Annotated in this window: 15 protein-coding genes; 11 read left to right on the top strand and 4 right to left on the bottom strand. The window is 68.5% G+C overall.

The window, feature by feature from the left end; all coding sequences use genetic code 11:
- Positions 1-51 precede the first annotated feature (51 nt).
- The 7 genes from guaD to FHT37_RS24530 all read left to right on the top strand — a co-directional run bounded on the left by guaD (position 52) and on the right by FHT37_RS24530 (position 8956).
- Positions 52-1365: a guanine deaminase gene (gene guaD / locus FHT37_RS24500; protein WP_091722035.1), complete on the top strand. Its 1314-nt coding sequence runs from the start codon at positions 52-54 to the stop codon at positions 1363-1365.
- Positions 1366-1381: 16 nt separating this feature from the next.
- Positions 1382-3010, top strand: coding sequence for an ABC transporter ATP-binding protein (locus FHT37_RS24505; RefSeq protein ID WP_183485615.1), 1629 nt, complete (start codon positions 1382-1384; stop codon positions 3008-3010).
- Complete coding sequence (locus FHT37_RS24510) at positions 2997-4088, top strand: ABC transporter permease (protein WP_183485618.1); 1092 nt, start codon at positions 2997-2999, stop codon at positions 4086-4088. Before FHT37_RS24505 ends, FHT37_RS24510 begins: the two co-directional genes overlap by 14 nt.
- Entirely contained in the window at positions 4088-5008 is a 921-nt protein-coding gene (locus FHT37_RS24515) for an ABC transporter permease (protein WP_183485621.1), read from the top strand. Before FHT37_RS24510 ends, FHT37_RS24515 begins: the two co-directional genes overlap by 1 nt.
- Before the next feature lie 61 nt (positions 5009-5069).
- Positions 5070-6242, top strand: coding sequence for a BMP family ABC transporter substrate-binding protein (locus FHT37_RS24520; protein WP_183485624.1), 1173 nt, complete (start codon positions 5070-5072; stop codon positions 6240-6242).
- Between the two features lie 151 nt (positions 6243-6393).
- Entirely contained in the window at positions 6394-8361 is a 1968-nt protein-coding gene (locus FHT37_RS24525) for a S9 family peptidase (protein ID WP_183485628.1), read from the top strand.
- 193 nt (positions 8362-8554) lie between these two features.
- A complete protein-coding gene (locus FHT37_RS24530) occupies positions 8555-8956 on the top strand; it encodes a cold-shock protein (RefSeq protein WP_147240216.1) in 402 nt (133 codons plus the stop codon).
- Between the two features lie 103 nt (positions 8957-9059).
- Here the strand turns inward: FHT37_RS24530 and FHT37_RS24535 are convergent, their stop codons facing one another.
- Positions 9060-11465, bottom strand: coding sequence for a TonB-dependent siderophore receptor (locus FHT37_RS24535; protein WP_183485631.1), 2406 nt, complete (start codon positions 11463-11465; stop codon positions 9060-9062).
- 395 nt (positions 11466-11860) lie between these two features.
- Here FHT37_RS24535 and FHT37_RS24540 point away from each other — a divergent pair, with 395 nt between their 5' ends.
- A complete protein-coding gene (locus FHT37_RS24540) occupies positions 11861-12181 on the top strand; it encodes a hypothetical protein (RefSeq protein WP_183485634.1) in 321 nt (106 codons plus the stop codon).
- Between the two features lie 254 nt (positions 12182-12435).
- On the opposite strand, the gene FHT37_RS24545 is transcribed toward FHT37_RS24540, so the two are convergent.
- Entirely contained in the window at positions 12436-13485 is a 1050-nt protein-coding gene (locus FHT37_RS24545) for a LacI family DNA-binding transcriptional regulator (RefSeq protein WP_183485637.1), read from the bottom strand.
- Between the two features lie 173 nt (positions 13486-13658).
- Here FHT37_RS24545 and FHT37_RS24550 point away from each other — a divergent pair, with 173 nt between their 5' ends.
- The gene (locus FHT37_RS24550) at positions 13659-14123 is read left to right on the top strand and encodes a response regulator (protein WP_175538175.1); all 465 of its coding nucleotides are present in this window, start codon (positions 13659-13661) and stop codon (positions 14121-14123) included.
- Entirely contained in the window at positions 14120-14881 is a 762-nt protein-coding gene (locus FHT37_RS24555; RefSeq protein ID WP_183485640.1) for a YoaK family protein, read from the top strand. The genes FHT37_RS24550 and FHT37_RS24555 overlap by 4 nt, the downstream gene beginning before the upstream one ends.
- Before the next feature lie 15 nt (positions 14882-14896).
- Here the strand turns inward: FHT37_RS24555 and FHT37_RS24560 are convergent, their stop codons facing one another.
- Entirely contained in the window at positions 14897-15535 is a 639-nt protein-coding gene (locus FHT37_RS24560; RefSeq protein WP_183485643.1) for a hypothetical protein, read from the bottom strand.
- A gap of 195 nt (positions 15536-15730) precedes the next feature.
- On the opposite strand from FHT37_RS24560, the gene FHT37_RS24565 reads away from it, so the two are divergent.
- Positions 15731-17410 carry a hypothetical protein gene (locus FHT37_RS24565; RefSeq protein ID WP_183485647.1) on the top strand — a complete coding sequence of 560 codons (1680 nt, stop codon included), beginning with the start codon at positions 15731-15733 and terminating at the stop codon, positions 17408-17410.
- A gap of 11 nt (positions 17411-17421) precedes the next feature.
- Here the strand turns inward: FHT37_RS24565 and FHT37_RS24570 are convergent, their stop codons facing one another.
- Positions 17422-18603: a hypothetical protein gene (locus FHT37_RS24570; RefSeq protein WP_183485650.1), complete on the bottom strand. Its 1182-nt coding sequence runs from the start codon at positions 18601-18603 to the stop codon at positions 17422-17424.
- Between the last annotated feature and the right edge of the window lie 632 nt (positions 18604-19235).

The raw sequence follows: 19235 nt of genomic DNA on the forward strand, positions 1-19235 counted from the left end.
CGCCGACGTTCCCGCCTTTCCGTTCTCTCCTGTCCGCCTGATTCCCGACGCATGACGACCGACCGTTCCGCCACTCCGGCACGCCTGGCCCTGAAGGGCGACCTGCTGGACTTCACCGCCGCGCCGCAATGGGGCCGCGTCGACGATCCCGCCGTGCGTTTCCGTCCCGGCCACTGGCTGCTGATCGACAACGGCCGCATCGCCGGCGCGCAGGCCGAGGACCCGGGCGAGGGCTGGGTCCGCGAGGACCACAGCGGCCGGCTGATCCTGCCGGGCTTCGTCGATACGCATGTGCACAGCCCGCAGCTGGACGTGATCGCGTCCTACGGCACGGAGCTGCTGGACTGGCTCAACACCTACACCTTCCCGGCCGAGCAGCGCTACATGGACCCGGAGGTCGCGCGCTACGGCGCGGACCGCTTCCTCGACGCGCTGCTGGCGCACGGCACGACCTCGGCCGTCGTGTACCCGACGGTGCACAAGGTCTCGGCCGACGCGCTCTTCGACGCGGCCGCCGAGCGCGGCATGCGCCTGATCACCGGCAAGGTGCTGATGGACCGGAACGCCCCCGAGGGCCTGCGCGACGACGTCGTCCAGGCCGAGCGCGACTGCCTGGACCTGATCGCGAAGCACCACAGGCGTGCGCGCCTGGCCTACGCGGTGACGGTGCGCTTCGCGCCGACCAGCACGCCGGAGCAGCTCGCGATGGCCGGCGCGCTGTGCCGCGCCGATGCCAGCCTCTACATGCAGACCCACGTCGCGGAGAACCGCGGCGAGGTCGAGTGGGTGGCCCAGCTCTTCCCCGAGGCGCGCAGCTACCTGGACGTCTACGACCGCGTCGGCCTGCTGCATCCGCGCGCGGTGCTGGCGCATGGCATCTGGCTCGATGACGAGGACCGGCGCGTGCTGGCCCGCACCGGCGCGCACATCGCGCATTGCCCCTCGTCCAACCTGTTCCTGGGCAGCGGGCTGTTCGACTGGCCCGGCGCGCTGGCCGCGGGCGTGCGCGTCAGCGCGGCCAGCGACGTGGGCGGCGGGACCTCGCTGTCGGCGCAGCGCACGCTGGCGGACGGCTACAAGGTGCAGGCGCTGCGCGGCCAGCGGCTCACCGCCTGGGCGGGGCTGCATGCGGCGACGCTGGGCGCTGCCGAGGCCTTGGGGCTGGCGGAGGAACTGGGCCACTTCGGTGTGGCTACACTGGCCGACGTCTGCATCTGGGACTGGGCCGCGGGGCCGGTCGCCGAGGCCCGCATGGACCTGGCGCGCGACCCGCACGAACGGGCCTTCGCCTGGATGACGCTGTCGGACGATCGCAACCTGGTGGCCAGCTACGTCGCGGGCGAGCTGCGCTACCGCAGACCCTAGGAACCTGCCTGTCCCCATGACGCCGCCACGCCTGGAACTCCGCCGCATCAGCAAGCAGTACCCCGGCGTGAAGGCCAACGACGCGGTGTCGCTGTCGGTGGCGCCGGGCGAGATCCACGCGGTGCTCGGCGAGAACGGCGCCGGCAAGTCCACCCTGATGAAGATCATCGCCGGCGCGGTGCAGGCCGACGCCGGCGAACTGCTGTGGGACGGCGCCCCGCGGGCGCCGCGTTCGCCGGCGCAGGCGCGCGCGCTGGGCATCAGCATGGTCTACCAGCACTTCTCGCTGTTCGATTCGCTGACCGCGGCGCAGAACATCTGGCTGGGACTCGACAAGGCGATGACGCTGGACGCGGTCCGCGCCCGCGTGCGCACGCTCTCGGCCGAGTACGGCCTGCCGCTCGATCCCGAGCGCCCGGTGCATGCGCTGTCGGTGGGCGAGCGCCAGCGGGTCGAGATCCTGCGCGCGCTGATGACCGCGCCGCGGCTGCTGATCCTGGACGAGCCGACCTCGGTGCTGACGCCGCAGGCGGTGGAGGCGCTGTTCGTCACGCTGCGCCGGCTCGCCGACCAGGGCTGCGCGATCCTCTACATCAGCCACAAGCTCGACGAGATCCGCGCGCTGTGCCATCGCTGCACGGTGCTGCGCGCGGGCCGGGTGACGGGCGAGGTCGATCCGCGCCAGGAGAGCAACGCCAGCCTCTCGCGGCTGATGATCGGCGCGGAGCCGCCCCGGCTCGCCGCGCGTGCCGTGCGCGAGCACGCGCCGGCGCGATTGCGGGTGAGCGGCCTGAGCCTGGCGCCGGAGACGCCGCATGGCACGGCGCTCGCGGACATCGCGCTGGCGCTGCGCCGCGGCGAGATCCTCGGCCTGGCCGGCGTGTCGGGCAACGGGCAGCAGGAACTGCTGCGGGTGCTGTCCGGCGAGGACCGCCGCGCTGAGCGCGGCGTCGTCACCTGGATCGCGGATGACCCGTCGACTGACCCATCGAATGACCCATCGAATGAGGCTTCGAATGACCCGTCGAACTCGCGGGCCGCGGCTGGCGCCGTGAACCGCACCATCGATCTCGGACCGCTCGGGCCGGCCAAGCGCCGCGCGCTCGGGCTGCACCACGTGCCGGAGGAGCGGCTCGGACGCGGCGCGGTGCCGTCGATGTCGCTGGCGCAGAACACGCTGCTGACGCGGCGCGAGCCGGTGGGACGGCTCGGTCATGTGTCGACGGCCAAAGCCGCGGCGCTGGCGCGGCGGCTGATCGAGCGCTTCGGCGTGCGCGCTGCCGGGCCGCAGGCCGCGGCGCGCAGCCTGTCCGGCGGCAACCTGCAGAAGTTCATCATGGGCCGCGAGATCGACGCCGCGCCGAAGGCCCTGGTGGTCGCGCAGCCGACCTGGGGCGTGGACGTCGGCGCCGCGGCGCAGATCCGCGCGGAACTGCTCGCGCTGCGCGACGCCGGCTGCGCGCTGCTGGTGGTCAGCGAGGAACTGGACGAGCTCTTCGAGCTCAGCGACCGGCTGGTGGTGATGGCGCGCGGGCGCTTGTCGCCGGCGATCCCGGTGGCCCAGGCCAGCGTCGCGCAGATCGGGCAGTGGATGAGCGGGCTGTGGGACGCGGCCGCGGGGGAGGGCGCGCATGCTGAAGCTTGAACCTCGCCCGCAGCCGTCGGCGGCGATGTCGCTGGCGTCGCCGCTGATCGCGCTGGCGCTGACGACGCTGATCGGCGTGGCGATCTTCGTGGCGCTGGGCAAGGACCCGCTGCAGGGCCTGCGCATGTTCTTCTGGGAGCCGCTGCGCAATGGCTACGCGCTCGGGGAACTGGGGCTGAAGGCGACGCCGCTGGTGCTGATCGCGCTGGGGCTGGCGGTGGCCTTCCGCGCCAACGTCTGGAACATCGGCGCGGAGGGCCAGTTCGTCGCCGGCGCGTTGGCCGCCGGCTGGGTCGCGATGCAGGCTGACGCCGGCAGCACGAGGCTGATCGTCCTGCCCATCCTGCTCGCTGGCGTGCTCGGCGGCGTGGCCTGGGCCGCGATCACCGCGGCGCTGCGCGACCGTTTCCATGCCAACGAGATCCTCGTCAGCCTGATGCTGGTCTATGTCGCGGAGCTGCTGCTGCAGTACCTCGTCTACGGCCCGTGGAAGGACCCGGCGGGCTACAACTTCCCGCAGACCATCACCTTCCTGCCGGCGACGCAGCTGCCCAAGCTGTTCACCGGCACGCGGCTGCACATCGGCGTGTGGATCGCGCTGGCGGCGGTGATCGGCTGCTGGTGGCTGCTGATGCGCTCGATGGCGGGCCTCGCGCTGCAGACGGGCGGCATCGCGCCGATGGCGGCGCGCTACGCGGGCTTCTCCTCGCGCGCGGCGCTGTGGGGCGCGATGACGCTGTCGGGCGGCCTGGCCGGCCTGGCCGGCGCGCTCGAGACGGCCGGGCCGCTCGGCCAGCTCACGCCCTACGTGCCGGTGGGCTACGGCTTCGCGGCCATCATCGTGGCCTTTGTCGGCCGGCTGCATCCGGTGGGCATCGTGCTGTCGGGGATCCTGATGAGCATGTTCTACATCGGCGGCGAGTTGGCGCAATCGCGGCTCGGACTGCCCAAGGCTATCACCGGCGTGTTCCAAGGCTTGCTGCTGTTCTGCCTGCTGGCCTGCGACACGCTGATCCACTACCGCGTGCGGCGCGTCGCGGGGCTCGGCGCCCGAGGCGTCGACAAGGAGCAACGCTGATGGACGCCTGGGCCCTGCTGATCGCCGCGACGCTGAACGCGGGCACGCTGGTCGCGCTCGCGGCGCTCGGGCTGCTGATCAACGAGCGGGCCGGCGTCGTGAACCTCGGCGCCGAGGGCATGATGCTGGTCGCCGCGATCGCCGGCTTCGCGGCGGCGGTGCACAGCGGCAGTGACCTGGTGGGCTTCCTGTCCGGGATCGGCGCGGGCGCGCTGATGGCGCTGGTCTTCGGCGCGCTCGCGGTCTACCTCAACACCAACCAGTACGCGACCGGCCTGGCGCTGAGCCTGTTCGGCGCGGGCTTCTCGGCCTTCGTCGGCCAGAACTACGTGCAGGCGAAGCTCGGACCGCGGCCCGCGTTCGCGGTGCCGGGCCTGGCCGACATCCCGTTCATCGGGCCGGCGCTCTTCAAGCAGCATCCGCTGGTCTACGGCGCGATCGCGCTGACGGCGCTGCTCGCCTGGGGACTGACACGCACGCGCGCAGGCCTGGTGCTGCGCGCGGTCGGCGAGTCGCCGGAATCGGCGCATGCGCTGGGCTATCCGGTGCGGCGCATCCGGCTGCTGGCGGTCGTCGCCGGCGGGGCGCTGTGCGGGCTCGCGGGCGCCTACTGCTCGGTGATCTACACGCCGCTGTGGGTCGAAGGGATGATCGCCGGCAAGGGCTGGATCGCGCTGGCGCTGACCAGCTTCGCCACCTGGCGGCCGGCGCGCGTGCTGCTCGGCGCCTACCTGTTCGGCGGCGTCACCATGCTGCAGTTCCACCTGCAGGGGCAGGGCGTGCAGGTGGCGAGCCAGTTCCTGAGCATGCTTCCCTACCTGGCCACGATCGTGGTGCTGGTGCTGATCTCGCGCAACGAGGGCTTCATCCGCGCCAACATGCCGGCCTCGCTGGGGCGGCCGTTCCATCCTGGCGGATAGCCGCGCGCGGCGCCGCGATCCCCGCTTTCCGCTTTCCGATCACGACTTCGCTGGAGAACCCATGTCCGTCCGATATCCGCGTTCGATGCTCCGCCGTTCCCTGCTGATCGCCGCGTCGGCGGCCGCCGCGCTCGCGCTGGCCGCGTGCGGCAAGAAGGACGACGCGCCCGCCGGCGCCGCGTCCACGCCGCAGGCGGGTGGCGCCGCGTCCGGTGCCGCGCCGCTCAAGGTCGCCTTCGCCTACGTCGGCCCGGTGGGAGACGGCGGCTGGACCTTTGCCCACGACAACGCCCGCAAGAAGCTCGAGCAGACCTTCGGGTCCCGCATCCAGACCAGCTTCGTCGAGAAGGTGCCCGAGGCGGCCGATGCCGAGCGGGTCTTCCGCGACCTGGTCCAGCAGGGCAACACCCTGGTCTTCGGCACGACCTTCGGCTACATGGCGCCGATGCTGAAGGTGGCCGCGGACAGTCCGCAGGTCCGCTTCGAGCATGCGACCGGCTACAAGCAGGCCGCCAACCTGCGCAGCTACGACGCGCGGACCTACGAGGGCGCCTACATGGCGGGTGTCGTCGCCGGCGCGATGACGAAGACCGGCACGCTGGGCGTCGTCGGCTCCATCCCCATCCCGGAGGTGATCCGCAACATCAACAGCTTCACGCTGGGCGCGCAGAGCAGCAACCCGAAGGTGACGGTCAAGGTCGTGTGGGTCAACGAGTGGTTCAACCCGCCCCAGGAGACCAACGCCGCCCAGACGCTGATCAACGCTGGCGCCGACGTGCTGATGCAGAACACGGATTCGAGCGCGGTGCTGCAGACGGCCGAGAAGAACGGCAAGTACGCCTTCGGTTGGGACTCGGACATGAGTTCGTACGCGCCCAAGGCGCACCTGGGCTCGGCGGTGATCGACTGGTCGCCGTACTACATCGCCAGCGTCCAGGCGGCGCTGGACGGCAGCTGGAGCGCCGGTGCGGGCAAGCACAGCTGGTGGGGCGTCAAGGAGGGCGCGATCGACCTGGTGGCGCTGAACGCCGCGGTGCCGGCCGAGGTCAAGGCCCGGGCCGACCAGGTGAAGGCCGGGCTCAAGGACGGCAGCTTCGTCATCTGGAAGGGGCCGATCGCCGGCCAGGACGGCAAGGAGGTCCTGGCCAAGGACGCGGTCGCCGACGACGCGTTCCTGCAGAACATCCGGTTCTACGTGAAGGGCGTGGAGGGGCAGGTGCCCGCCGGCAAGTGAGCGGCCGGTTCCTCCGTCCATCCCGCCGGATCGACGCCCCGTCGCGGCGCTCCGCCGCCAGTCGGCCACGGGATGGGCAAGGACTGACCCCGGCGTCTACAGTCGCCGGATCCCGGGATGGTCCCGGGCCCGATCAGGAGAGGAGAACCCGATGAGGAAGTCGTTCCCGAAGGCCGCCCCGCGGCAGGCACTGACGCTGCTGGGCCTGGCCTTGGCGGCCGCGATGGCGATGCCCGCCCAGGCCGCGACCCAGAAGGCCGCGCCGGCCCGTTCCGAGGCCAAGGCCACCCAGCCGCGCCCGGCCAAGCGCTACACGATCGAGCAGTTCATGGCGACGACCTCGATCAGCGGGGCGTCCTTCTCCCAGGACGAGCGCCGCATCCTGTTCAGCAGCAATGCCAGCGGCATCTTCAATGTCTACAGCATCAGCGTCGACGGCGGCGAGCCGGTGGCGCTGACCGCCTCCAAGACCGACAGCCATTACGCCGTCAGCTACTTCCGCAATGACGACCGGGTGCTCTTCACCCGCGACCAGGGCGGCAACGAGAACAACCACCTGATCGTGCGCGAGCTCGACGGCAGCGAGCGCGACCTGACGCCCGGCGACAAGGTCAAGGCCGGCTTCAACGGCTGGAGCCGCGACGGCGACGCCTTCTTCGTCACGACCAACGAGCGCGACGCCCGCTACATCGACGTCTACCGCTACGACGCCAAGACCTACGCGCGCACGCTGGTCTACCAGAACAACGAGGGCAACGCGGTGTTCGGCGTCAGCGGCGACGGCCGCTGGGTCGCGCTGGGCAAGACCAACACGACGGCCGACTCCGACGTCTACCTCTACGACACGCAGTCCAAGGAGACCAAGCACCTCACCCCGCACCAGGGCGTCGCGTCCTTCAGCGTGACCGGCTTCGACCCGGCGTCGACGACCCTGCTGATGCTGTCCAACGAGGGCGCGGAATTCCAGCGCCTGCTGGCCTACGACCTGGCGTCCGGCCAGACGCGCGAGCTCGAGAAGGCCGACTGGGACATCGTCTACAGCAGCTACTCCCGCGACGGGCGCTACCGCGTCACCGGCATCAACAACGATGCCAGCCTGGAGCTGCGCATCGTCCAGACCGCCGATGGCCAGCCGGTGACCCTGCCGCGGCTGCCGGGCGGCGAGCTGCGCGGCGTGGCCTTCTCGCGGACCAGCCAGCGCATGGCCTTCTACCTGAACGGCGACCGCTCGCCGAGCAACCTGTATGTCTACGACTTCGGCAGCAAGCAGGTGAAACAGCTGTCGCGCAGCCTGTCCCGGGACATCGATCCGGAAGAGCTGGTGGAGGCGCGGATCGTGCGCTTCCGCTCCTTCGACGGCATGGTGATCCCGTCGGTCTACTACCAGCCCAAGGAAGCTTCCCCGACCCACAAGGTGCCGGCCGTGGTGCTGGTGCATGGCGGCCCCGGCGGGCAGACGACGCGCGGCTACTCGGCGATGGTCCAGTACCTGGTCAACCACGGCTACGCGGTGCTGGGCATCAACAACCGCGGCAGCTCAGGCTACGGCAAGAGCTTCTTCACCGCCGACGACGGCAAGCACGGCCGCGAGCCGCTGTGGGACTGCATCGAGGCCAAGACCTACCTCGCCAGCACCGGCGTGATCGATCCCGAGCGCATCGGCATCATGGGCGGCAGCTATGGCGGCTACATGACCCTGGCGGCGATGGCCTTCCGGCCCGAGGCCTTCAAGGTCGGCGTGGACATCTTCGGCGTGTCCAACTGGCTGCGCACGCTGGAGTCCATCCCGCCCTACTGGGAGAGCTTCCGCAAGGCGCTGTACCTGGAGATCGGCGATCCGGTGAAGGACAAGGACTTCCTGGTCGCCACCTCGCCGCTGTTCCATGCCAAGGAGATCCGCAAGCCGCTGCTGGTGATCCAGGGCAAGAACGATCCGCGGGTGATCAAGCCGGAGAGCGACGAGATCGTCGAGGCCGTCAAGAAGAATGGCGTGCCGGTGGAGTACGTCGTCTTCGACGACGAAGGCCATGGCTTCTCCAAGAAGAAGAACCAGATCGAGGCCAACCAGAAGACGCTGGAGTTCCTCGACAAGTACTTGAAGCCCGGCTTGAAGAACTAAAACCGTGTGAAGTTGCACGGCTTACAGGCTGTTGCCCGGGGCCGTGACGGCTTGGGCAGCATGCACCCCCAGAAGCCCGGCCCCGTGCCGGGCTCTTTTGTCCGAAGAGAGAGAAGCGCCCGATGGAGGGCGTCCAGCGGACCACAAGTCCGCGACGCGGCGTCGGGCGATCCACAAGACGGGGGAACAAGTCATGCGATTCGAAGGAACCTTGGACAGCTGGTACGCCGAGCGCGGCCACGGCGTGGTGCGGCCCGAGCAGGGCGGCGAGACGCTGTTCGTGCATGTGTCGGCCTTCCCGATGGACGGCCAGCCGCCGCAGGAGGGCGAGCGCATCAGCTTCGAGATTGTGTCCAGGAGTGACGGCAGCAAACAGGCGGTGCGCCTGCAGCGCCTGCAGGCCCACAGGCTACCCTCGCAACTGCGACCCCGCATGGCCTCCCGCCCGCCGCGGCCGATCGCGCGCCGCCGCACGTCGCCGCTGACCTGGATGGTGCTGGTGCTGCTGGCGCTGGGCGTCGGCGCCACCGTGTGGACGCCGGCCAGCCATGCGCTGGGCGGCGCGAAGGCCCAGAGCGAACCGTCGCGGCGCTGAACCAGTTGACTCCTTGGGGCCGGCCCTTGCGGCCCCGTCGCCCTCGCGGAGGCCTGTTGCTCCGCTTTTTGCAGGCTGCCCTCGGGCAGCCTTTTTTGCGTCCTCAGACCTTCAGTTCCAGGCGCACGGTCCAGACGGTGAAGCTGCGGCCGGTGTTTTCGCTGGTGACCAGCCGGCCCGGCGTGACCGCGATGCTGCCGTTGCCGTAGCTCAGCGGCACCAGGTTGCTCGCGGCCAGGCGCAGCGCCACGGCGGACGAGAAGGTCCACAGGGCCGAGACGTCGATGACGCGCTTCTTGTCGATCTCGTTGAGCACCTGGTCGCTCTGCTGCAGCAGCGTGGTCGGCGTGTAGTTGAGCGAGGCGCCCAGCGTCAGCGGCAGCGAGCGCAGCCGGTAGTCGGCGCCCAGGTTGGCGGTGTAGCGGGGCTGCTGGTCCAGCTTGTTGTCGGGGCCGCGGATGCCGTCCACCGAGGAGTCGAACAGCGACAGGTTGCTGCGCACGTTGATCGGCAGCGCGCCGGCGAAGTATTCGTCGAGGCGGAACTTGGCTTCGAGCTCGACGCCGCGGGTGGTGGCGTTGCCGATGTTGCGCGGCCGGATGACCCAGCGCGGCTCGGTGGCGTAGGGCACGGTCTCGAGCTGGGCCTGGGCGCGGATCAGGTCGGTGATGCGGCGATAGAAGAAGTTGACGCTGAGCAGCCCGCCCTTCGAAAGGTATTTCTCGTAACCGATCTCGACGCCGGTCGCCATCTCGGGCTTGAGGTCGGGGTTGCCGAAGCGGTCGGGGTAGTTGATCAGGTTGCTGCCGCAGAGCGTGGCCGGCGGCTGGCAGGTGAACTGGCTGTTGATGCTGAGCCGGCCGATGACGTCGTTGAGGTTGGGCGCCTTGTAGCTGCGGGTCAGGCTGGCGCGGATCTGCTCGCGGCTCTTCTCGTCGATCTTGTAGACGCCGTGCAGCAGCGGGGTGAGCACGCTGGAGGTGTTCTTCACCGGGCCCTGGTTGTTGCTGCTCTCGGTCTGAATGCCTTCCCAGCGCAGGCCGGCGTAGAAGCCCCACTGCTTGCCGACGCTCCACTCGTCCTGCGCATAGGCGGCGAGCCGGCGCGTCGATGCGGAGACGTTCTCGCCGAAGTCGGCGAGGAAGGCGCAGTTGTCGCGGCGCATGGTGCTGCCGTAGACCTCGGTGCAGCCGCGCGTCTGGTCGCGCGTGGTGCCTTCGCCCTCGACGCCGGCGACCAGGCTGTGCTCGTTGTCCATCTGGTGGTTGAGCTTGAGGTTGACGCTCCACTGCGTGTCGCGGCTTTTCGTGGTGTCGTCCTGCGTGCGGAAGAAGAGGCCCGGCGTGGCGTCGAGGTCCTCCTCGCGGTGGGCATCGCCGTCCATCGTCATGCGCCCGGCGCCCAGCCGCGTCTCCAGGCGGGTGCGCTCGTCCAGGCGCTTGTTCCACTGCAGGTTCAGCCGGGCCATGGTGGCGCGGTTGCTGCTGTCGCTGGTGTAGCTGTCGTACTTGATGCGCTCGAACGCGTTCTCGTCCGGCACCGCCGACTGGGTCTGGCGGGCGCTGCTGGCGCCGCGGCCGCGGTTGACCATCACGAAGGGCTGGAGCGCGAGCGTGTCGCCGCCCGCCAGGCGCAGCTGCAGGCGGCCGGTCAGGTTGAGCGACTTGCGCTCGTCGGCGCTCTGCCCGCGGGTCTGCAGCAGGGTCTGGCTCTGCAGCGCGCCGGTGCCGGTGTCGAAGCGGCTGGTCAGCGACTGCGACGCGATGTCGTCGAGCCGCTTGTGCTGCATCGCGTTGACGGTGAGGTTGTAGGCGGTGCCCTGGTCGTCGAGCTTGTCGTTGCGGGTCCAGCTCAGGTGGGGCGTGACGTGGTCGCGCTCGAAGGTGGAGGCCAGGCGCAGTTCGTTGAGGCGGCGCTGCAGGGCCTCGCGCAGGACGACGTTGATGGTGCCGGCGATGGCGCGCGCGCCGAACTCGGCGGTGGGCGCGCGCATGACCTCGATGCGTTCGATCTGTTCGGGCGGGAGCTCGTCGAGCGAGAAGCCCGGCGGCATGCGTTCGCCGTTGACCAGGATCTGGGTGTAGCCGCCGCCCATGCCGCGCATGCGGATCTCGCCGCCGCGGCCGGGGCGTCCGCCGGTGGTGACGCCGGGCAGGCGCTTGAGCACCTCGCCGATGGTGGCGTCGCCGTAGCGTTCGATCTCCTCGCGGCCGATGACGATCTTGGAGGCGGTGGCGGCGCGGCGCTGGTCGTCGTCGCGCGAGGTGCCCTGGATCTCGACGCGGTCGAGCTGGGCGGGGTTGTCGGCGGCGTCGCGCCGGGCTGGTGACGGCGCGGGGCGGGGGGCGGGCGGTGTCGCGGCCGGCGCGGGGGAGGGGGCAGTGGCGGGCGCGGTCGCCGGCGGGGCCGGGGGCGTGGGAGGCGCGGACTGGGACCAGGCGGGGGCGCTCAGGCCCAGCATCAAGGCAACGGAGAGCGGACGCGGGGCGGGGCGGCGGGAGCTTGTCATCGGGCAGGCCAGTGCGAGGCAAGCGCGGCCGATCTGGCGATGGCTGGGACGGAAGCGCGGGGAATTTGTATGGGGGTCGTCAGCCGGGCCGAGGCGGCCGGTCGCGGAACGGGCCGAAGCATCGCACGGTGTACGTTTCGTGAAGCAGCGCCGCTGCGGACTTTCAAAGTTCTTTACCCAAGGTGATGGGCGGGCGCGACGGCGTTGAGGGAAAACCCGCAGCGGAGGCGGGTCCACGGCGTCGGCGATTCGACAGCCAGGTGGTTGAAGTCCCTGAATGGGGGGCAGACGATCGGCTTGCTACTGGAGTGGGCCATTGGCCCGCTCGCGAGCAGAGGAGAGAGTGGGGGCACGCCCGATCAGGACGGCGGGCGACGATCGATAACGTTGAGATCGTGCGGCTCGACGCCGATGCGGCCCTCTTCCTTTCTTCCCATGGAGCAGCAATGCTTGGACTTCTGAATCTCGACAAGGTGAAACGGCTCGGCGCCAAGCGATTTCTCGTCTTGTTCGCGTTGGCCGTGTCGGCGATGTTCTTCGGCCTGTTCGTGGCGATCGGCGTGCTGATCGACGGGGAATACGTGGCGCGAAGAGGCTTCCTGGTGGTCAGCCTCGCGTATGGCTTCCTCATGACGGCCATCTTCGGATGGGACCTCTGGCGATCGCCGCCGCCCGATCACGGTGATGCCGGCGAGCAGCGTGGCGGTCAGACCTGACCAGCGACAGTCTGCGACGAGCTCCGCGGCGCCCCAATGAAAGAAGCCACCCGTCGGGGTGGCTTCTTTCTGAAGAGGGTATCCGGACGCTGGTGACGGGTTCCAGCTTTCTGCCCTATGTCGCAGTCGGTTGTTTGTCTCGGATGCATGGCATTGTGCCGAGGCTGTGTGACGGCCAGTTGACGAAAAGCGAGGCGAGTCCGGGTCAGTTCATCGGCGGGCGTCCGGTGCGTGCCGTGACCGATCGCAGCGGCTCAGCAGGCGGGTGCCGTGTCGCCGTGCAGGTGACGGGTGGACTCCCGCACGATCAGGCGCGGCACCGGGGGTTGCACCGAGGAACTGCCATGCCGGAGCAGATCCAGCATCGCGGCGGCGGCGCGCCGACCGAGCTCGGCGATCTGGACATCGATCGTCGTGCGCGGTGGGCTGGCATGGGCGGTGTTCAGCAGGTCGTCGTAGCCGACGAGCGAGACGTCCTCGGGCACGCGGATCCCGCGGCTGTGCAGCACGCGCGCGGCGCCGGCGGCCATCTGGTCGTTCGCCGCGAACACCGCGGTGAAGGTGGTGCCGCGCTCCAGCATGCGCCCCATCGCGGCAGCGCCGCCGGCCTCGAGGTAGTCGCCGTTCGCGATCAAGGCTTCGTCGAGCCCCAGCCCGGCCTCGGCGAGCGCCGCCCGGTAGCCCGTCTCGCGCTCCTTCGCGTCCGCATGCGTCGCATCGCCGCCGATGAACGCGATCCGCCGATGGCCACGGTCGATCAGGTGGGCGGTCGCCGCCTGTGCGCCGGCGGCGTCATCGGTCTTGAGCGCGTGCAGGCCCGGCGCCTGCAGCGCCCGTCCGGTGACCACGACCGGCAACTCGCGCGCGAGCGCCGCCAGGAAGGCGTTGTCCAGGCCGCCCGTCAACACGATGATCCCGTCGACGCGCCGGGAGCGCAGCGAGGCGATGCAGCGTTGTTCCTCTTCCGCCTGCCAGTGGCCGCTCGACACCACCAGCGCGTAGCCTGCAGGCGTCAGCACTTCCTCGATGCCGCGCAGCAGCAGCGCGTAGAACGGGCTTTCGAAATACTGGACGAGCAAGCCCACGTTGAAGGTGCGCCCGTCCGCGAGCGCCCGTGCGATGGTGTTGGGGACGAATCCCAGGGCCGAGATGGCCTGCCGCACGCGCTCGGTCTTGTCGGCGCTGACCTGCGCGCTGCCGCTCAGCACGCGCGACACGGTGCTCGGCGACACACCGCTGGCCGCGGCCACCATGCCCAGCGTCACCTCGCTGGACGTCGATAGGAGAGGCTTCTTTCTCTTCATTGGAAAGCGCTTTCATGGACGCGCCATCCTACTCCTGCGAGCGCCAGGCTGTGGAACGGGCGCCGGGATGGAAGAATGCGGCCCATGCCCGCTCCGGCTCGTTGGAATCCTTGCCGGGCGCGATGCGGGCCCGCCGATTGCTATGGCGGCTCCAACCATTTCCGAACGACACCATGCAGGATCGCCTGAAAGTCCTGATCGCCGATGACCAGCCCGATTCGCTGGAGCTGCTGCGCGAGCTGCTGACGGTCTACCACTTCGAGCTGAAGGTCGCGCCCACCGGGCTCGAGGCGATCCGCATCGGCCTGAAGTGGGAGCCGGACCTCCTGATCACGGACATCGCGATGCCGGACGCCGACGGCCGGCACGTGGCGAGCCGTCTGAAGCTGAGCCTGCCGGCGCTGGTCGCGATCGCGGTCAGCGGCACGCCGCTGAACACGGATTTCGAGTCGGCGGAGGACCTCGTGTTCGACGATTACTTCGTCAAGCCGCTCAACTGGGCCCGGCTGCACGCGGTGTTGACGCGGCATGGGGCGAAGCTGGTCGAGCCGGGCGGTGCGCAGCTGTTCGGCGCGGATGACGGCGCCGACGTATCGCTGGAGGCGCCGACGGACCCGAGCCGGCGGCCGGAGCGATGAGGCGGCTGCTGCACCTGACCAGCCGCCACCGCGCGCCGTCGACCAACCGGGCGCTGGGGCTGCTGCTCGCGTTCAATGCGGGCGCGGTGAACGCGGGCGGCTTCCTGATCCTGCAGCGCTACACCTCGCACATGACCGGATTCGCCTCGCAGCTGGCCGACGGCGCGGTGATGGGACAGGGCACGCTGGTGCTGAACGCGCTGGGCGCGATCCTCGCGTTCGTGTGCGGCGCGGCGGTCTGCGCGGTGCTGGTGAACTGGGCGCGGCGGCATGGCCTGCGCAGCGTTTACGCGCTGCCGTTGATGCTGGAGGCGGCGCTGCTGTTCCCGTTCGGCCTGATGGGCGCGATCACGCTGACCTGGCACACGCCCTTCGCGGTGCCGCTGACGGTGCTGCTGCTGGCTTTCATCATGGGCCTGCAGAACGCGGTCGGATCGAAGACCTCGGGAGGCAGCGTCCGCACCACCCACATGACGGGGAACATCACCGACCTGGGGATGGAGCTCGGCAAGATGCTCTATTGGAATCGCCAGCCCAAGGCGCTGCGGCCCGGCGTTCGGCATGACCGCGAGCGGGCGCTGCGGGCGGGCGGCCTGCTGGCCGCCTTCGTGCTGGGCGGCGTGGCGGGGGCGCTCGGGTTCAAGCACCTGGGCTTCATCTGCGTGGTGCCGCTGGCCACGGTGCTGTTCGTGCTGGCGCTGCCGCCGGTGACGCGGGACTGGGGACGGTGGAGAGGGGTGCTGGCGCGGCAGCGGTGAGGGGCTGGACAGGCGTCAGCGCGTGGATCGCAGGCGCAAGTCTCTTTCGCGTCGAGCCGCCTCACGCTCCTCCGCCTCCCGCTGCCGCGCGATCCGGTCGCCTTCCGCGGGATCGGCCGCGCTGTGGACGGCCTCGGCGCGGCGGCGGGCGTCAGGGCCGCCGGTCAGGCTGCTCTGGGCGTCGACCGCCTGCTTGCTGACGGTCCAGTCCGCGGCGCTGTACTTGCCCTGGCCCTTCTGGCATTGGCGCGCCCGGCGGATCTCGTCCTGGACGAAGCGTTTCGCCTCGGGGCTCAGCGAGATCGAACTCGCCTTGGTCTCCATGCCGGCGATGTCGCGGTCGGAGGGGCAGACGTTGGCGGGAGCGATCGGTGCGGCCGGTGCCGCCGACGGCGTCGCGGTCGCGGCTTGCTGCTCCGCGGCGGCAGCCTTGGCGCGCTCGATTGCGGCGCGGTCCGCCGAGGTGTCGATCACATTGCTCTGCAGCGACCGCGACGTCATCGCTTCGCCCTTGGCCGGGCAGGGCTGGTCGGAGTACTGGACCTTGCCGTCGATGGTGCATTTCCAGACCTGGGCCTGGGCCTGGGCGGTGGGCGCCGCCATCGCGACGGCGGCGAGCAGGCCGGCGAAGGCGGTCCGGTGGATCTGTGGCATGTGCTTGTCTCCCTGAAGCGAATCGAACGCGCCAACTCTCGCATGTGTTGACAGGCCGGAGGCACGGGGCGTCGGCAGGCAGCTCGGCATCGGAGGCGGCGATCGCCGCAGGTCCGGAACCAGCGCGAGCCCGTCAAGTCCCCTCCCGCCGCTTCCCCGTCCTGGCCGTGGCCGACCGCGGATGAAGCGGGCAGCATGCGGTCCTCCGAAGCCGCGGCGTGGACCGACAGCATGGCCTTGATCTCCCTTCAGCGGACGCTCGCGGCGTCCGCCTGCGCATGGATGACGTGTGGCGCGATCGCGGCGCCAGATTCCGCCGCGCTCGCCACCGATCCGGCGGCGATGACGCAACTGGTCGAGGCGGTCACCCTCGACGTCATCTCCGAGCTCTCCGTGTCCGCGTGCGAGGACGTGGGCGCGCCCTCGGCCCCGCAGATGCGGGACGCGTGGGTGGGTTGGCGGACGCGTTACCAGCTCCCGCCGCTGCGGGTGATCGTGACGCGCGTGATGACGCGCAAGAGCAGCGATCCTCCATGGGACAAGCTGGTCGATCCGGTCCGCAAGCGGGTTCTCACGAACGCCACGCCCGATCAGGCCTGCGTCGCGATGGCGCGCGAATGGGACGGCCCCGGCATGGACATCGCTGCGAAGTATCCGCAGGCCATGCCGGTGGCGCGGGCGCTCGTACAGGCGAAGCTCGTGGCGCCGCCGACGCCGCTGCCCGTGGCTGTCGAGCCGGCGCGCGGCAAGCTCCTGCTGCCGAGCCAGGTGGTCGCCTTGACGGCGCAGCGGGGGAGTTGGCTGGCGATCTCCGATGAGGCGGCACTTCGCAAGATGGGGCAGGTCTATGTGAAGGGCCGGGTGGCGCGCGATATCCGCTATCCCGAGCGCTTCCACCTCGTGCAGGAGCGGGGCGGCCGGCAGGCCGAGCAGTTGATCCATCTGAAGTTCAACGCCGAGCCGTGGGTGGGCCGCGAGATCGTGCTGCGCGGGGTGGTGACCTCGCTGAGCCGGCTGTCGATGGACCTGGCCGATGCCGCGCTGGTGAATGATGCGTCGGGGCTGACGGTGTCGCCGCTGCAGCAGGCGCCACTGGCGCGGAAGGAGGTGCTGCTGCAGCGCGTGATGAGCGCGCCGGGTCAAGGTTTGAGCGAGAAGGATCTGGTCGCGGTCGTGCTTCATGGGGAGGCCAACTACAACTACGGCACCCGTTGGGAGGAGGACGTCAGGTTCCTGCTGAAGGACGGGACGGTGTACCGCCGCACGGAGATGCCGCCGGATCAGTTGAACGTCGCCGCGTCGAGGCAGTTGGAGCCGCGGCGCTGGGGGCGGTGGAGGAGCACCGGCAAGGGCTACGAGATGCAGGAACAGGACGACGACGGGCGGCCGCTCGGCGAGTGGAAGTTGGAGAAGCATGTCGCGATGAAGCCGTGGCCGAAGGATGCGAGGCTGGAAGGGAGCTTCAGCCGAAGCAGCTTCAACGGGAGCATGGTCACGGGCGGGACCTCAGCGACGCGCGGGATCCGGTTCACGAAGGACGGTCGCTTCGAGCGCAGCTACAGCGCGCTGTCGAGCACGGGCAGCCTGCAAGCGATCACCGGGACGGTGATCGCGGGGTCGTCGCAGGGGGACGGATCGGGGAGCAGCAGCACCGGCGGCGGGACGGTGGGGACGGGGCTAGGGACGGTCGGTGCGACCAGCGGGACACGGACGAAGGACGATGGGGCGAGCCGGAGAGGTCGGTATCAGTTGAGCGGCTACGCGATCACGCTGACCTATGACGACGGACATGAGGAGCGGCTACTCAGTTTTCCGGTCGATGGGAATGGCCGGAGTGTGTATGTCGGGAGTGGGAGTTATGACCTCTCGAAGTGATTTGCCTCGACCTAGTCGGCTGTACCCGTATTGTTTCGGAACTCGTCCTGTAGCTTCACGAACCATTCGCCGTAATGGCGATATTTGTCCTTGGCGACGGGGTAATTGTGGTTCAGGTCGAAAAGATCCTCGAACCAATAATTGTTTGATCCAGTTTTCTGGAAAAGGATAAAGGGATGGATGTCTCCGCTGCGTAGTTCGTTCATCAGCGCGGGCTTGATGATTCGGCCGTACGGATGCCCAAGCCGGTCGTTCGCCGTTTCGAGCAGGTCGTAGATCAACGGGATGTGGTGATGGTCACCATGCCAGTTCCAGAAATCCATGTTGAATCCGAAGGGGTAGACCTTCCATCGGAACTCTGAGAACTGACTTATCAACACCAGATCCATCGAATCGGGTTCGATGGCCATATACGAGGCGAGAGGCGATTCTGCGGCAATTGCCTTAATCTTCTCGACTTGATAGTCGTAGATGGATTCGGTGGGGTACTTCTTGCCGGCGCCGTGCCTCAACCAGGCCGTCGATATTCCGGTCAGCGCGGATAAGGAGTCGATGTCGTGCTCTGCGATCTCGACTTCGCCGGATTCGATTGCTTTCCAAGCTCTTTCGCTTGGGAAATGCAAATGTTCAATGATTCTAGAGGCGGGTATGGATGCATCTTCTCGGGCTTCCTTGATTCGATGTCCACAGTCGAAATATCGCACTGAGCGAGAGGCTGGAGAATCTGAAGAAGTCGACTCGCCGAAATAGTTGAGGAGAAGGGACGAATTCCCTGCAGTGTGTTTGGTGATGCGTTCGAGCGAAAGAGGATCGAGCTCCCAACCCAGCGCCGCGCAGGCGGACCGATAGTCCTCTACTTCATCTTTGAGGGGTGTGTTGACACAGATCAGTACGCGCCGAATCTTGCTCGCAAATTTTGTCGACGGCAGCTTCCCGATGTCCTCGATGATCTTCTTTGGAATATCTGTCTGCTGAGTCGTGCAAATGATGGCGGTATATGTGTCATCCGATGCGTGGTACACGTGAGCGTCACATTTCCCGGTCGTCGTCTTGCCAATGAAGTTGAAGGACGGTTCCAAACGATCAAAGCCGGGATAGATGCTCGGCAGCAGGCTGCTCATGAATCGTTCGAACTCGTCGGAGCCCATGGCACCGATTTTGATTCGGATACCATCGATCAATGCGTTGTTCATGGCAAGAGACAGATTGGTCGGGGCTGGTGTTGTAGAGCATTAATGCATGCGCAGGACATCCCCCCAGGGTAGGGGAGTGCGACGGTCGGTGTCGGCGGGCGAAGCGAACCAAAAGAAAAAGCCCCGATGCATCGCTGCAACGGGGCTTCAGTTTGGCTCCTCGACCTGGGCTCGAACCAGGGACCTACGGATTAACAGTCCAGCTTCCGGCCCGTGCTCGTCCTCCGTAAGTCCAAGATCCTCAAGGCGGCCCGCCGATGTCGAGGTCTCCCTATGGCGATTACCGACCTAAATCCGAGCCAAGCATAGATGCCGGCAACGGTTAAATATCAAAAACCTAATAAAAATCAATTGGTTGGCGGCCATTATGTCGAGCGGAAGACGAGGTCGGCGGCTCTCGTTGGTAGCACATCAAAGGGCATCGATCCTGTCTCGATCCGCTCAGCGTGGATCCTCCAGAGGAAGCTCGCAGCTGAACGACACGGATGAGATGGACGAGCGGTTGTAGTACGGCTCTTGGAACGTTGTATGAATGGAGTGTTGATTGCCGCCGAATCCTGACCCGCCGACCGCACTGATTTCCGTTCAAACCTGACCCACGTATGAACCCTAGCCTGCCGCAACTTGCGGCA

Source organism: Mitsuaria sp. BK037, from assembly GCF_014193045.1.
Taxonomy (GTDB): domain Bacteria; phylum Pseudomonadota; class Gammaproteobacteria; order Burkholderiales; family Burkholderiaceae_C; genus Roseateles.